General features: G+C 59.8%; 11 protein-coding genes, 2 pseudogenes and 1 riboswitch. Of the genes and pseudogenes, 6 read left to right on the top strand and 7 right to left on the bottom strand.

Annotation, left to right across the window (positions count from 1 at the left end):
• Positions 1-99 precede the first annotated feature (99 nt).
• Positions 100-300: riboswitch (cobalamin riboswitch) on the top strand.
• A 95-nt stretch (positions 301-395) separates the two neighbouring features.
• Positions 396-2,732 carry a 5-methyltetrahydropteroyltriglutamate--homocysteine S-methyltransferase gene (gene metE, locus NKI17_RS31155; RefSeq protein ID WP_352907301.1) on the top strand — a complete coding sequence of 779 codons (2,337 nt, stop codon included), beginning with the start codon at positions 396-398 and terminating at the stop codon, positions 2,730-2,732.
• 107 nt (positions 2,733-2,839) lie between these two features.
• Here the strand turns inward: metE and NKI17_RS31150 are convergent.
• The 3 genes and pseudogenes from NKI17_RS31150 to NKI17_RS31140 all read right to left on the bottom strand — a co-directional run.
• A pseudogene (locus NKI17_RS31150) lies at positions 2,840-3,040 on the bottom strand (FMN-binding negative transcriptional regulator); the annotation flags it as partial.
• Between the two features lie 11 nt (positions 3,041-3,051).
• Positions 3,052-3,993: a dihydrodipicolinate synthase family protein gene (locus NKI17_RS31145; protein WP_352907300.1), complete on the bottom strand. Its 942-nt coding sequence runs from the start codon at positions 3,991-3,993 to the stop codon at positions 3,052-3,054.
• Between the two features lie 52 nt (positions 3,994-4,045).
• On the bottom strand, positions 4,046-5,278 hold the full coding sequence (locus NKI17_RS31140) for a trans-sulfuration enzyme family protein (protein ID WP_352907299.1): 1,233 nt from the start codon (positions 5,276-5,278) through the stop codon (positions 4,046-4,048).
• An 83-nt stretch (positions 5,279-5,361) separates the two neighbouring features.
• Here NKI17_RS31140 and pdxR point away from each other — a divergent pair, with 83 nt between their 5' ends.
• The 4 genes and pseudogenes from pdxR (at position 5,362) to NKI17_RS31120 (ending at position 8,789) form a co-directional block, all read left to right on the top strand.
• Positions 5,362-6,858, top strand: a complete 1,497-nt coding sequence (gene pdxR, locus NKI17_RS31135) for a MocR-like pyridoxine biosynthesis transcription factor PdxR (protein WP_502894668.1) — start codon at positions 5,362-5,364, stop codon at positions 6,856-6,858.
• Positions 6,859-7,017: 159 nt separating this feature from the next.
• Positions 7,018-7,095 (top strand): annotated as a pseudogene (locus NKI17_RS31130) (MOSC domain-containing protein); the annotation flags it as partial.
• A 286-nt stretch (positions 7,096-7,381) separates the two neighbouring features.
• The gene (locus tag NKI17_RS37140; protein WP_502894667.1) at positions 7,382-8,278 is read left to right on the top strand and encodes a B3/B4 domain-containing protein; all 897 of its coding nucleotides are present in this window, start codon (positions 7,382-7,384) and stop codon (positions 8,276-8,278) included.
• Positions 8,268-8,789, top strand: a complete 522-nt coding sequence (locus NKI17_RS31120; protein WP_352907297.1) for a helix-turn-helix domain-containing protein — start codon at positions 8,268-8,270, stop codon at positions 8,787-8,789. The genes NKI17_RS37140 and NKI17_RS31120 overlap by 11 nt, the downstream gene beginning before the upstream one ends.
• A 277-nt stretch (positions 8,790-9,066) precedes the next feature.
• Here NKI17_RS31120 and NKI17_RS31115 read toward each other — a convergent pair whose 3' ends face one another.
• Positions 9,067-10,122 (bottom strand): cytochrome-c peroxidase, encoded by a 1,056-nt coding sequence (locus NKI17_RS31115; RefSeq protein WP_352907318.1) that lies wholly within the window; start codon positions 10,120-10,122, stop codon positions 9,067-9,069.
• 857 nt (positions 10,123-10,979) lie between these two features.
• Positions 10,980-11,138: a DUF982 domain-containing protein gene (locus NKI17_RS31110; RefSeq protein WP_352907296.1), complete on the bottom strand. Its 159-nt coding sequence runs from the start codon at positions 11,136-11,138 to the stop codon at positions 10,980-10,982.
• 665 nt (positions 11,139-11,803) lie between these two features.
• Between NKI17_RS31110 and NKI17_RS31105 the strand changes: the two genes are divergently transcribed.
• Positions 11,804-12,274: a Ros/MucR family transcriptional regulator gene (locus NKI17_RS31105; RefSeq protein WP_352907295.1), complete on the top strand. Its 471-nt coding sequence runs from the start codon at positions 11,804-11,806 to the stop codon at positions 12,272-12,274.
• A gap of 225 nt (positions 12,275-12,499) precedes the next feature.
• Here NKI17_RS31105 and NKI17_RS31100 read toward each other — a convergent pair whose 3' ends face one another.
• Complete coding sequence (locus NKI17_RS31100; protein ID WP_352718180.1) at positions 12,500-12,712, bottom strand: cold-shock protein; 213 nt, start codon at positions 12,710-12,712, stop codon at positions 12,500-12,502.
• 302 nt (positions 12,713-13,014) lie between these two features.
• Positions 13,015-13,311, bottom strand: a complete 297-nt coding sequence (locus NKI17_RS31095) for a hypothetical protein (RefSeq protein ID WP_352907294.1) — start codon at positions 13,309-13,311, stop codon at positions 13,015-13,017.
• Positions 13,312-13,908 lie beyond the last annotated feature (597 nt).

Below are 13,908 nucleotides of genomic sequence, written 5' to 3'. Positions count from 1 at the left end.
TTTCGCTTTCGAGGCGACCTTTGGAACATGCCAACGGAAATTTAACATAACGACATAAACATTTCTTTATGCGGCGTTGACAAAGAAGCGAACTGTTGTAATTGTCTCCCGCGTCGTGGTTCTCCGTACGGCGCTGCCGCAGCGGAGCTAAGAGGGAAGCCGGTGCGATGCCGGCGCTGCCCCCGCAACTGTTAGCGGCGAGCCAACCCCACTCATGTCACTAAGGCGAATAGCCTTGGGAAGACGGGTAGAGGCTATGACCCCGCGAGCCAGGAGACCTGCCACGGCGAATTACGTCCACGGGCGGGGTGTCTCGGTGGCCGCTGCAGCCTGGCGTTCGTGCCGGCCTGCTAGGGCCTTCCTTGTCACCGACGCCCCAACCATCGGGGTCTGGCATGACTGTCTCTCAGCAAATTCCTGTAGCAACGCTCGGCGTGCCCCGCTTCGGTCGTCGGCGAGAACTGAAATTCGCGCTTGAAAGCTACTGGTCCGGAAAATCGTCCGCTGCCGACCTTCTCACGACCGCGAAGGCGCTCCGTGCCGCTAGCTGGGAGGAGCAGCACGATCGCGGCGTGTCGAAAATCCCGTCGAACGACTTCTCGCTCTACGACCATGTGCTCGACACCGCAGCCATGGTCGGCGCCGTTCCATCCCGTTACGGCTGGAATAGCGGCGAGGTTCCACTTGACATCTACTTCGCAATGGCGCGGGGCAACCAGGGTCAGACGGAGGATTGTCGACACGCTGGTCACCAGCAGGCGACTCATGGGTCTGATGTAACCGCGATGGAAATGACCAAGTGGTTTGACACCAACTATCACTACATTGTGCCGGAACTCAACGATGATCAGACGTTCGCCCTCTCGTCGACGAAACCGGTCGATTACTTCATCGAGGCTAAAGCTCTCGGCGTTCACACACGCCCAGTCATCCTTGGACCGATCACCTTCCTCAAGCTGGCGAAATCGCCTGCCGAAGGATTCGATCCCATCGCGCTCCTGCCGCGGCTGCTGCCCGTCTACGAGCAACTCCTGCAGAGGCTGAAGCTGTCGGGAGCCGACTGGGTGCAGATCGATGAGCCAGCGCTTGTCCTCGATCTGAACCCGAACGAACGAGCTGCGTTCGAATTCGCCTATGGCCAGCTGTCGAAAGCCGCGCCCGAGCTGAAGATCATGCTGGCTACCTATTTCGGGCCGCTGGGAGACAATCTCGAAACCGCGGTTTCTCTGCCCCTGGCCGGGCTGCATATTGATCTCGTGCGCGCTCCCGAGCAACTGGAAACCGTGGGTCGGCTCGCACCGAAGGATCTGGTGCTCTCGCTTGGCTTGATCGATGGCCGCAACGTCTGGCGTGCGAACCTGCCCGCCATTCTCGACCGCATCAAACCGATCGTCGCCGGCTGGCCCTTGGACCGCGTCGAGATCGCGCCTTCTTGCTCGATGCTGCACGTGCCGATCGACCTGCGCATGGAGACCGAACTCGACGCGGACATCAGGTCGTGGCTCGCCTTCGCGGCCCAGAAGACCGACGAGTTGGTGTTGCTGGCCCGGGCCCTGACTCAAGGCAGGGATGCGGTGGCAGGCGCGTTGAAAGCGTCTGCCGAGGCTGCCGCCACTCGCGTGACATCCACGAAGATCCATGACCCGCTTGTTGAGGGACGGATCGCCAGCATTGACGACAGCATGAAGCGACGAGAGAGCGCTTTTGCCGAGCGCTCCAGAGTCCAGGCCGGCACGCTCGGGCTGCCGCCGTTCCCGACGACGACCATCGGGTCCTTCCCGCAGACGCCGCAGGTACGCAGGGCGCGGGCCGCTCATGCGAAGGGCCAGCTGAGCTATGTCGATTACGAGACCTTCCTGAAGAAGGAGATCGAGGCTGCAATTCGCTGGCAGGAAGAGATCGGGCTGGACGTGCTGGTGCACGGTGAGTTCGAACGAAACGACATGGTACAGCATTTCGGCGAGCAGCTGTCCGGCTTCGCCTTCACCCAGCATGCCTGGGTGCAGAGCTATGGGTCGCGTTACGTGCGCCCCCCCATCATCTTCGGCGACGTATCGAGGCCCAATCCGATGACGCTGCGCTGGTGGCAATTCGCCCAGTCGCTTACGGAAAACCCTGTGAAGGGAATGCTCACAGGCCCAGTGACCATTCTCAACTGGTCTTTTGTTCGCGACGACGTACCGCGCTCCGAAGCATGCCGCCAGATCGCGCTCGCCATCCGCGACGAAGTGACGGATCTCGAATGGTCCGGCGCAAGGATGATCCAGATCGATGAGGCCGCGTTTCGCGAAGGATTGCCACTGCGCCAGTCTGATTGGAACGACTATCTCGACTGGGCTGTCGAATGCTTCCGGATCGCTTCAACGGGTGTAAAGGACGCGACTCAAATCCATACCCACATGTGCTATTCGGAGTTCAACGAGATCATCGACGCGATCGCTGAAATGGATGCGGATGTCATTTCGATTGAGACGTCGCGCTCGAAAATGGAACTGCTGGACGCCTTCACGAGCTCCAAATATCCGAACGAAATCGGGCCCGGAGTCTACGACATTCACTCACCACGTGTCCCGGAAGTCGGGGAGATTTCGGATCTCGTCATGCTTGCCCGCGAGCGACTGTCGGATTCCCAACTGTGGGTAAACCCGGACTGTGGCCTCAAAACACGCAAATGGGAGGAGGTCCGCCCTGCCCTCATGAACATGGTCGATGCAGCACGTGCGCTCCGGTAGAAAGTGTAGGCCAGAGGGTTTCCTGGTTGCTCACCATGTGGTGAGTGACCGGCTGCCGCATGTCGGCCGTGAATGTGCCAAAACGCGATCACATCCTTTGAAATAAGTCACTCGAGCGAGAATGTGCACTTTCCTTCGGCACGTGTATTAATCGCGCAGGAGTAAAGGGTACCGTTTTCTCCCTGTGACGTGTCGAGTTCGAAGGGGATGTGATTGGCGTCGAGACCGCTCCGGCCATGGGTTATCAGCATGCCAAGTGCACTGTTCTCGATCAGTTCGTAGAGGACTTCTCGGCTCGGTTCATCGAAATGCGCGGGTACTACATGACAGGTTCCTTCACTGGCCGCCGGGTTCGCTGTTCACCGGCTGGCATCCGATGCAAGCGTTCCAACGCGGCGGCGATCTGGCGCTTCGCTGCTGAGGGCAGAGGCAGGATGGAACGCGGGGGGTCGGCACGGCAAATGTCGAGCAATTCGGCAAGTGCATAGACGACGCGAAGGCTCGAGAACTCCTTGAAGAGGCTCCAGAGCGGCGCAAGCGTGGCATCGATCCGTCGCGCTTCGGCCGCATCGCCCTGTTGCGCCGCCGTGACGATCTTCACGCAGACCTCGGGCAGGATGCCGGCGAGGACGCTGTACCATGTGTCGGCGCCGGCGATCATGGCCTCTGCAGCGTTCCAGTCGCCGCTGTAGCCGATCGAGAACCCTTCCGGCATAGTGCGCCTCTGGTCGGCCAGATGGCTCTTGATCGCATCGCCCTTGTCTGTCGGATTCTTGATAGCGACGATCCCCCGCACCTTTGCCAGGCGGTTGACGAGTGCTGGGGTGAAATGGAAATGCGTCGTGCCTGGATTGTCGTAGATGACGATCGGAAGGCCACTTTCGCGCGCCACCGTGGAGAAATGTTCGAACACCTCGTCATCAGTGAGCGGGGTGTAAGAGGCGGCGGCAAGCAACCCCGCGGCAGCCCCAAGGGCCTTAGCGTCCTGCGCGAACCTCACTGCTTCATCGGTGCGCAACGCGCCCACACCCACCACGACCGGCGTTCGCCCGGCGATTTCGTCCAAGGTCTCGGCGAGCGTCCGTCGCCGTTCCTCGCGCGACAGATACATGTAGGTGCCGGTGCTGCCGAGAAGACCGATGGAGTCGACCTGAGCGGCGCCAAGCCGAGCAATCAGCCTGCGCAGAGCAACGGTATCGACGCGGCCGTCACGATCGGCGGGCGTGATGGGAAACGCGGAAAGACCGCTCAGGAATGCCATGGCAAGGCTCCAGGTTTGTGCGTGAGCGCAGGACTGGCCGGACGACAGGTCATCACAAGGCGTCCAGAGCCCGCCGCAGGTCGGCGATTAGGTCATCGGCGTCTTCAAGGCCCACCGAGAGACGCATGAGGTCCTCGCCGACTCCGTCGGCCAAATGGGCATCCTTGCGGATCGGCTGCCGAGCACGTGTGAGGCTTGCTGGATGATAGATGAGGCTGTCGGCATCGCCGAGGCTGACAGCCCGGGTGATCAGGTTGAGCCGGTCCATCATCCGCCGCGCGCCCTCGAACCCAGCGTGGAGGCCAAAGGCCAACATGCCCGACCCTTGGGACATCTGCTTTCGCGCCGTCACCTGATCAGGGTGCGAGTCGAGGAAGGGATAACTCACCCATGAAACCGCCGGGTGCGCCTCGAGCGCCTTAGCCACCGCAAGGGCCGTGGCGCTGTGCCGTTCCATGCGCAGCGTGAGCGTCTTCAGACCGCGCAGGATCAGGAAGGCTGACATGGGCGAGAGCGCTGCGCCGGTGATGTAGCGCAGGCCCGTTTCGTGCAGCGTGCGGAGCGTTTGCGCGTCGCCGAGAATCGCCCCGCCAAGGGCATCGCCGTGCCCATTGATGTATTTGGTCAGCGAGTGGAGCACGAGGTCTGCCCCATGTTCGAGCGGCCGCTGGAGCGCGGGGGAGGCGAAGGTGCTGTCGACTGCAACCTTCACACCGCGCGCGCGGGCGCGCTCGGCAATGGCAACGATGTCGCAGATGCGGCTCAGCGGATTCACCGGCGTCTCGAAGAAAACAAGCCGGGTCCGCTCGGTAATCGCGGCATCGAGATTGTGAGGATCGGACAGGTCGACCGCGACGACCTTGATGCCGAAGCGGGGGACCGCCTGTTCGACCATGGCAAGCGTGTTCGCATAAAGCGTCCTGTGGACGATGAGTTCATCGCCTTGGGACAGGAGCGACAGGATCAGCGTCCCGAAAGCCGCCATCCCCGAGGCAACGACCAGACCTGCCTCGGCTCCTTCCAGATTGGCGAGCCGTTGTTCGAGGATCTCCGTCGTCGGATTGTATTCGCGCGCATAGAGCCTTCCGCCAAGCGCGGCGGCGGCCTCGTTCGCTGCCACGCTTTCGAATCCATAGGTCGAGGTCAAGAAGACTGGCGGCTGAACGGCATTGGAAAAGCGGGCCGGATCGTAGCCATGATGGATCGCCCGAGTGGCGAATCCGGGACCGGTGTCGTTGAGCGACCGCGTGAGAGCATCGGTTTCCGATTGATAGGAGCGGGTCATTCGGCCTCTAAGATCTTGCTTGGGTTTCCGAAAGATTGACGGCAAACTGGCCAATGTGAAATATCCAGTTGGCGATGAATGAAATGGTCCAGTCTTCAAGTGCCGGTTCTGCAGGTCGCACGCACGCGATGGGTGCACGCCAGATCTACGAGGCTCTTCGCGAGCAGATCCTCGGAAGTGTCTACGAAACCGGCAGTCAGCTGCCTTCCTCCCGAGGCCTCGCAAATGACCTTGGGGTTTCGCGAACGACGGTGACAGTCGCCTATGAGCAACTGGCCGCGGAAGGTTTCATCGAAGCCCGTCAAGGCGCGCGACCTCGCGTTGCATCTTCGTTGATCGGCCCTGAGACACGCCGCATGTCCGCGAAACGGTTCGGCCCGGTTCTTCTGTCCGCCTATGGGCGACGACTGCGCGCTACACCGCCCTGGCCAGATTATCTGCCGAATGCGCTAAAGGTCGATTTCCGCTATGGCGACTTGGCGCCGTCAGATTTCCCTGCATTGATCTGGAAACGCGCGATGAACGAGGCAATGGCGCAGCGCCCGTTGCGTCTTGCCTATGACGACCCTCGCGGCTCGCGCCGGCTGCGTCAGGCGCTCCAGGGCTATCTCTGGCGCGCCCGAACCCTGAGCTGCGACCTCGAGCAGATCATCATCGTCAACGGTTCGCAGCAGGGCCTCGATCTGTGCGCGCGCCTGCTTCTCGATCCCGCCGACCGCTTCGTCATCGAGGACCCGTGCTACAGGATGGCGCGTCAGGTCTTTGCCAGCACAGGCGCCTCGCCCATCCCGGTCACCGTCGACGAGGACGGGATGAAGACGGAGTTGCTGGCGGGGATTGGTGCACGACTGGCCTATGTCACGCCATCGCATCAGTTTCCGCTGGGCGGCGTCATGCCGATCACACGCCGCCACCAGCTTCTGGAATGGGCGCGGAACAACAGCGCCTATGTGATTGAGGACGACTACGACAGCGAATATCGCTACGACATCAATCCGGTCCCTCCGCTGCACAGCCTCCAGGACCACGGGGCTGTCATCTACCTCGGCACGATCTCCAAAACGCTCTCGCCGATGCTGCGCATAGGCTACCTCGTCGTCCCGCCGGAATTGCAGGAGGTCTTCGCAACCGCCAAACAATTCTCGGACCGGCATTCGCCGGTGGCTGAACAGGAGGCTCTGGCTTGTTTGATCGAAAATGGCGGCTACGAAAGCCATGTGCGGCGCGTGCGCAGGCTGAACGGCGAGCGTCGGGAGACGTTGTTGGGCGCCTTGCGGCACAGCTTCGGCGATCGCATCGCTGTCCAGGGAGCAGAGGCCGGACTGCACGTCGCCGTCTGGTTCAACGACCTGCCACGATCGCAGGAAACGGCACTGGTCGAAGCCGCCCGACGTGCGGGTTTGGGGCTACACCTGATCTCGCCCCTTTACGAGCGGCAGTCGGACGAAGGCCACATCGATCGCGTGGGGCTTGTCATGGGCTATGCCGCTTTGAGCATTCGGCAGATCGAGAAGGGCGTTGAGGTCCTGCGAGCGGTTGTCAAGCAGGTGCAAGACGCGTTGCCGGGACACGGTGGCTAAAACGGCGGGGACGTGGGGTGCTGGCGAGGATACCGACCCCTTGGGCTGAACCGCGTTTCGTTGCAAAGCCAACTGGACTGGGAAAACGCCATACCATGCTGTTGATCAGGCCAGTTTGGCGGCAGATTTTCGTGCGAGACGAATTTCCGAAAGCGATGCATGACCCGGCAAGGAAAGCTGCTTCACATCCATATCGCGCCCGCTGCCTCCTATGAAATGGAGGATCTGGAGGAGGCGTAGCTTGTTGCCGGCCGAGGTGGGCTCGAGCACCCGCAAGACATAATCGACGATCTCTATCAGGCCTTGTCCACCGCCGAATGATGGAATTATCCAGCGCATGGTGCGGCATGCACCATGGCGACGCCAGAAGATCTGGACGCTCGACAAGCACCTTTCTTGAAACATTTCCCGAACCACCCGCAGCGCAAAGCCTCCCCATGAGAAAAGAGCATCCCATGTCTTTCACGCCATTGATTGCCCCGAGATCAAGGCCCGCTACCGGGATTTTCATCTGATCAGCATTGTGGTGCGGAACGCTGGAATCGCCGTGCCGGATGCACAGGCGTTGAACGACACGATTGCGGCGGCGGAACAGGCGGCGCTTCGCGATGACGCCCAAAGGGACGCGCGTCTTGCGGCGTGGGCCGTTGCCTACGAGGCTTTCGGCACAAAGGCCAATCGAACGCCGTGCTCGGCCGCCGCGCTTCTCAAACGGGTGCGGAAAGATGGCTCTCTCCCGCGGATTTCCCCACTGGTTGATGCCTACAATGCCGTCAGCGTGTTGTATGGCGTTCCGATTGGCGGGGAAGATCTCGATCTCTACCAGGGGGTCCCGAGACTTTTAATTGCGAAGGGAGCGGAGCCATTCGACACGATCCAGCAAGGTGAAATGGTAACCGAGCATCCCGAACCGGGCGAAGTCGTCTGGTGCGATGATTCCGGTGTCACGTGCCGCCGCTGGAACTGGCGGCAGGGGCGGCGCACCATGGGTCACGGTCGATACCCGCGCCATGTGGCTCGTGCTGGAAGCCCTCGGCCCAATGTCAGCTATACAGATGACGGGCACCGGAGAGCATTTGATGGGACTTATCCAAGCGTTGTGCCCGGGTGCGCGAATCGAAACCGCGCGGATCGACGAGTCCACTACATCTCGTGTCCCTTAGGGCATGGCCCACCTTTCGGAGAAACACCCCACTCAGCCCTGTCCGGATCTGGCGCTCCTTGCTCGCTCCGCTGGCCTACACAGTTGATTGCGAACGACCCAGAACGGCTCTCGAAAACGAGCGTCGAACGAAATCAGATCACTGCTTGTTCTCCCTTAGCGTTGTTTGGCGTACTTTTATCGCGATGCCTCCAGTGGGGATGGTCCAAATTGCGCAAGCTCGGTCGAGTGATCGCGGAGAAGCTTAATGTCGACTAAATCGAAATTCATGGAGCGGTACGGACAACGGGTGCGAACCCGGGACGTCGTCCCGGTGTCGTCAGGCTCTCCCGTCCGACTGAGCCTCAGTTTTCTTCACGGCGCGAATACTCCTGAGGCCGCCCGGATTCTCCTTAAGAGACAGCTGCCGCTCAGGACGGCCCACGCGATACTCACGGAGATGGTCGATCACGGCAAGGCGTTCGTGACGGTTCCTTGCGTCGACGACCTATTGGCACTGAAGAATGAACTGTCGTCCGCAGGCGTGATCGCGAAGGTTCATGCGCCACGGCCGATAAGTGTTCGCGAAGTCCGGGATCGCACGAAGCTCTCTCAGGAGGCATTCTCCGTGAGGTATGGCCTCGATCTGGCAACGCTTCGAAACTGGGAGCAAGGTCGCTCGAAACCGGATGCAGCGGCGAATACTCTCCTTTGGACCATCGCCCGGAATCCGGAAGCAGTCGAAGAATCACTCGACATGGAGGACGGAGTGGCTGCCCCTTCGCCCTAAGGGGGCCGATCACTTCGGCGCGCGGCAATTCGGCCGCCAGCGCGATGGCCGGCCGCCGCGCGGTATCGACAGCGCGCGAGCCTCATGCGTCAGACGCCTTCCTTGGCATGTCGCACGGCAGATCCCAAACATGATTCCATCGCAACGAGCTGGTGACGGAAGCAGTGTCTGCACTTTGGAAACGAGCCATTTGCGTTCTCATGGAGGTCGCGATCGTCTCGTCCCAGTAAAAGTCGCAATCATTGCCAATTGCGATGTTCCGCAGTCAGCTGGCCGTTTATTTTCCTAAGATCTGCATTATAGGCCGGGGTGTTGTCGCCGTTTCGGCGGGTAAGATGGGATAGGCGACCTCGGGTGCCTTTCCGGTCAGCGAGTTGAGGAAGGCAACAAGCAGGTCGACTTCTTCGTCCGCCAGTACCACGCCAAGCTGGGTGGTTCCCATGATGGCAACGGCCTGTTTCAGATCCCAAACCTTGCCCGAATGAAAGTATGGCGCGGTGAGTGCAACGTTGCGCAGCGGCGCCACGCGGAAAACATAGGAATCGTCGGCTGCATTGGTGACCGCAAATCGGCCCTTGTCTTTTTCCGGCAGGACCTCGGCGCTGGGCTGTTCCACGAGGCCGAATGGGTAATAGGCTTCCCCACCAACGTTGATGCCGGCATGGCAGGACGAGCAGCCTTTGTCCATGAAAAGCGCCAGGCCCTGTTTCTGTTCGGAAGTCATGGCAGCCTCATCACCATTCAGGAAGCTGTCGAAGGGGGCCGGGGTGACCAGTGTCGCCTCGAAGGCTTCGATTGCCTTGGCGAAGTTGTCGAAGGTGACCCGATCGGCTTCAGCCGGAAAAGCTGCATCGAACCAATCGACATATTGCGGCATCGACTTGAGGGTGGCGATGACTTGACCCGGTGTATTGGCCATTTCGACGCCGGCTTGGACCGGTCCCTTCGCCTGAGCCTTCAGGTCTTCGGCACGACCATCCCAGAACTGGGCGATGTTGAAGACAGCGTTCAGTACAGTCGGCGCGTTGCGCGGTCCCTTCTGCCAACCATGGCCGATCGAGGTTTCTTGATTGTCGTCGCCGCCGGTGGCCAGGTTGTGGCACGAGTTGCACGACAAGACGCCTGACGCCGAGACGCGTGGATCGAAGAACAGTGCCTTGCCGAGAGCGATCTTCTCCGGGGTGATCGGGTTATTGGCGACTGCCGGCGTGGTGGATGGCAAAGCCCTGAAGGTGGCCAGTGCCGTTTCTCTGAGGTCTGTGGGGATCGAATCCGCAGCAAAAGCGGTGGCTGCCAGCAAGGGGACAGCCATCGTACTGAATAGGATTTTCATAAATGATCTCGCTGCGTCGTGCACGCAGCCACTCTGGGATATGCGGCTCATGAACGCCCTGCGCTAGATCAGTTGCGGGAGAGGACCGGGTGGTCTGACACCTGTTTTCGCGGCAGAGCTTGGACCGTCCCGGAATTGAACGCTCTTCTCGATTGGATTTCAGGGAGGCGGAGGATCGCTGCTCGGCAAGCGGCGGCGCCGGAGCCCGGAGCCGTGCTTCGGTTCTCTCTGCGCCTTCAACTATGAAGAAATCGGGGCCACCGTGTCCGATTCGGTTTGGGGCCGGTTATCTGTTCCGCAGCAGGTCCTGCTCGACTTCCGCCTGCCTTCGCCAGATCGACGTGGGCCCAAATCGATCCGCGATAGTGTCTTGTAGCACCTTTGCGGGACGATCTTATTTCGACTGTAGAGGGCCGTTTCGGGTGAGCAAAATTACACGAATTTCAAAGGGCGCCCGAGTAGCTGTTTTGATTGGCTTGTGAGGCCTATAGCCTCCATCGAGCGAATATTGGCAGGCGACTGAGCACAATTTTGGCTTCGTTTATCAGCTTCAATGGGCCAACTGCTTTGCTATAATTACAGGGCAATTTACCGTCATGAATTCGAGAGAACCCAGTCCCACACAGTGATTCTCACACCGGAAGCATTGCAGTCCTGTCGCGAGAAGCTGATTTACAAATACAACAAGATGATTAACGTCGCCATAGCGCGCAAAATATTGTTTGTTCGCTATTGTACGCTCCAGATGCCGGCGAAATCTCGATACGATAACCCCGTCGGCGTACTCGCTCCAGCCTCACACACGACTGACGACGCCTATACTTGCGCTTTTCCACTGCCGACATGCAGGCAGCGAGCTATTGCATCGCGGAGGTTGCATCTTCCAATATGGCGACCTGTTTCGCAAAGCGGAAAAAAGTCTTGCGCGCCGCGCTCACGGGTTTTGGTCCGTTGTATGCATCAAAGCACGCCCTGAGGGCGCTTCGTAGATGCGGTCTTTGCGATCTTCTGGCCATTCGTTGAGGAAATCGATAGCATCCGCACCACTGGCAATCTCTTGCACGATGTGCGCTGCACGCCTTACGAAAAGTGGGCTGCTGAAAGTCCCTGAGCCCATTCGTTCCTCCCGACCTGCTGAATCGGTAGTTTGAGTGAACAGGCGCCTTCTCTACACTCGCCCACCATTGCGGAATGTGTTGTCACAGCGATAGCGGTTCAATAGCAAAGCAGCGGCCTGATGTCCTCGGTTTACCAGCGGGCCAATCCCTAACATCCTGCTGCGAGAGCGGCTCACCGGATGATGAATCTACATCGTTTCGACCATTGCGAATCAACGCTTGATACTTCCTCCACGCGCCACTAGGAAGCGGCCACTGCTTGGCCACCGATTTCACAGCCAAAAAGAGGATGGCGAAACAGGAATAGCCCGCTTCGTTTCGAGATTACTGGTCATTTTGGCGCAAAGCTTACGGCCGAGACGCGCCTGAAAATGCGCAAGCACCGCGGCTGGTCGCCAACAACGGAACGCATCGACGGTCATGACGGCGCGATACTGCGCTATAGATCTCGCTGCTGGACGAGCATCGCAATAATCCTGTCGAGACCTTGGTTGCTTTCAGCGGAGACCGCCACTATGAAGCGACGCTTCGCCGACTGTGTTTCACGCCGCCTGGAGAGTTTCATGACAGAAGAAGCCGAAAAAAACATCGACACCCTCATCGAGCTCACGGCCGATGTCGTCTCAGCCTATGTCTCCAACAATCCGATCCCGGTGGGGGATCTCCCTGCCCTCATCGGCCAAGTGCACGCAGCTCTGAAAGGGACGGCCGGAGGTGTCTCTGCAGAAGAGCCGGTTGCCCTTACGCCTGCAGTCCCGATCAGGAAGTCGGTGACACCGGACCACATCATCTCCCTTGAGGACGGGAAGAAATTCAAATCGCTAAAGCGCCATCTGTCGACCCACTATGGGCTGACGCCGGATGGATATCGGGCCAAATGGGGCCTGCCGGCGGATTATCCCATGGTCGCGCCGAACTACGCCGCGGCGCGCTCGTCATTGGCCAAGACGATGGGGCTCGGCCGCAAACCGAAAGCGCCGGAAGCGCCGGAACCGGCGCCGACGAAGCGAACCCGCAAGAAGGTCGCGGCTTGATTTCGGCAATCGAGATTCGTTCTGGAGCGTTGCAGACATCGGCTTAATCTGCGCGTCATAGAAAAAGGCGGGGCCAACCCCGCCTCCTTTCAAATAACTCTGTTTCATGAGGAATTCGCGACGCCTGCAGCAATCTGCGGCCCTCAGTTTTTGCTCGCTCCTATCGAGCGGCCGTGAGGACCTCCGGACCTGCGCGCCCACTCTTGCCAAGACGCAAGAGTAAATTCAGCCAGCTTTGCTGAGACTGCCAGCGGAGGATTTGCCAGTACGGCGGTCCTGTTCAATCTCATACTTGATCTTCTGGCCGTCAGCGAGGGTCGAGAGGCCCGCGCGTTCGACAGCGGAAATGTGGACGAAAACATCCTGACCGCCATCGTCGGGTTGGATAAATCCAAACCCCTTGGTGCTATTGAACCACTTCACTGTTCCGGTCGCCATATACGTATTCCTTTGTAACAATTGCAACGTGGGCAGGCCATTTGGCCAGTCCGATTCATAGCCGAGACTTAGGGGCAGCAAAACGAAAAATTTCAAGGCCGGCTTGATTGGTCGGCGCAACTGGCGCACTCCATCGCGACCGCCTACAGCCAGCAGGCTCTGTCCTTACACTACCGCTCGAGCATGGCCGGAAGCGCCCGACCCTTCCAACGCTCCTCAGCGCCACGTCTATGGCTGGTGCTTGGAGGCACGAGACGTACGGCCGACCGCTGCTCGTGCCGCCAGGTCAAGGGCCGGGTAGTTCACGGAGCTACCTTCGTGCATAACGGCGTGGCAAGCGCTTGAAGGAGTTTCGTATTGGATTGTTTCAAGAGGGTCGAGGGGTTAATCAATGCCACCAGCGTGGAAGCGATCGATAGCGCGCGCGTTTTGCTGGCCCAGTTCAAGGGCAAGTCAGAAACAATCTCCCAAGCGATCGACGACTTCCTACTTGATTTCATGACCTTGCTGTTTGTGGTAGAAGCTACCCGCGAGCGGTTCCACAATCCGGCGAGGCGGTTGGCGCGTATCAGATTGAGCAGGATCAGGCTGTTACTCACCCGATGCTCTTGACCTAAGGGACCACGCCGCCAGCGATGCGTTTGCAGCCGCAAAGAAGGCAAAATCTGTTCGCCGGCAAACCGAGCACAGCCAGGCGGTATTTACGCAGATGAATTCGATCGCGACCGCCAAATTCTCCTGTTGGTACCCAGCGACGACGGCAAGCGCGGACACCTTCCGTGCTGCTGTCCTCCAGCGACAAACGTGCCTGCATGCCCCCATCCACGGCGAGCTCGACGGTTGTTTCTTACGTTTGACCAAGGTCCCGCGCAAACACTCCCCTTTCCCGCAGCAACTCATCAGGCTCAACGGCCTCGCGGCAGGCGCATTACGCCAGAAGCGCGCAACCGCATCGTTTTTTCCGGCCCGAGTCCTACGATCTTCGTTTTCCAGCGCCTCGCGGATATCGCCCAACTCGCCGATCTTTGATCAGATCCGTCTTCGCGCGCGAGCAGGCTCCGCGCTCGAGTTGGCTGGGCTGCTCACGCCTCTGCCCTTCAGCATCGACCCGGTCTGGCTGTCGAGGACAGGGTTCCGCTGGGGCGACCAACATCTCCATTCTCACCGTCAGTGCAGCGGCCATTCGAAGCGCATCC

This window comes from Mesorhizobium sp. M0816, from assembly GCF_040320005.1.
Taxonomy (GTDB): Bacteria; Pseudomonadota; Alphaproteobacteria; order Rhizobiales; family Rhizobiaceae; genus Mesorhizobium.
Note: the sequence above shows the minus strand (reverse complement) of the source record. Positions and strands in the feature narration are given on the sequence as shown.

What these genes read in the sequence shown, in the direction of transcription:
- metE (WP_352907301.1), top strand. Translation starts at nt 396, where the DNA reads ATGACTGTCTCTCAGCAAATTCCTGTAGCAACGCTCGGCGTGCCCCGC.
- NKI17_RS31145 (WP_352907300.1), bottom strand. Translation starts at nt 3,993, where the DNA reads ATGGCATTCCTGAGCGGTCTTTCCGCGTTTCCCATCACGCCCGCCGAT.
- NKI17_RS31140 (WP_352907299.1), bottom strand. Translation starts at nt 5,278, where the DNA reads ATGACCCGCTCCTATCAATCGGAAACCGATGCTCTCACGCGGTCGCTC.
- pdxR (WP_502894668.1), top strand. Translation starts at nt 5,362, where the DNA reads ATGGTCCAGTCTTCAAGTGCCGGTTCTGCAGGTCGCACGCACGCGATG.
- NKI17_RS31120 (WP_352907297.1), top strand. Translation starts at nt 8,268, where the DNA reads ATGTCGACTAAATCGAAATTCATGGAGCGGTACGGACAACGGGTGCGA.
- NKI17_RS31115 (WP_352907318.1), bottom strand. Translation starts at nt 10,122, where the DNA reads ATGAAAATCCTATTCAGTACGATGGCTGTCCCCTTGCTGGCAGCCACC.
- NKI17_RS31110 (WP_352907296.1), bottom strand. Translation starts at nt 11,138, where the DNA reads ATGGCCAGAAGATCGCAAAGACCGCATCTACGAAGCGCCCTCAGGGCG.
- NKI17_RS31105 (WP_352907295.1), top strand. Translation starts at nt 11,804, where the DNA reads ATGACAGAAGAAGCCGAAAAAAACATCGACACCCTCATCGAGCTCACG.
- NKI17_RS31100 (WP_352718180.1), bottom strand. Translation starts at nt 12,712, where the DNA reads ATGGCGACCGGAACAGTGAAGTGGTTCAATAGCACCAAGGGGTTTGGA.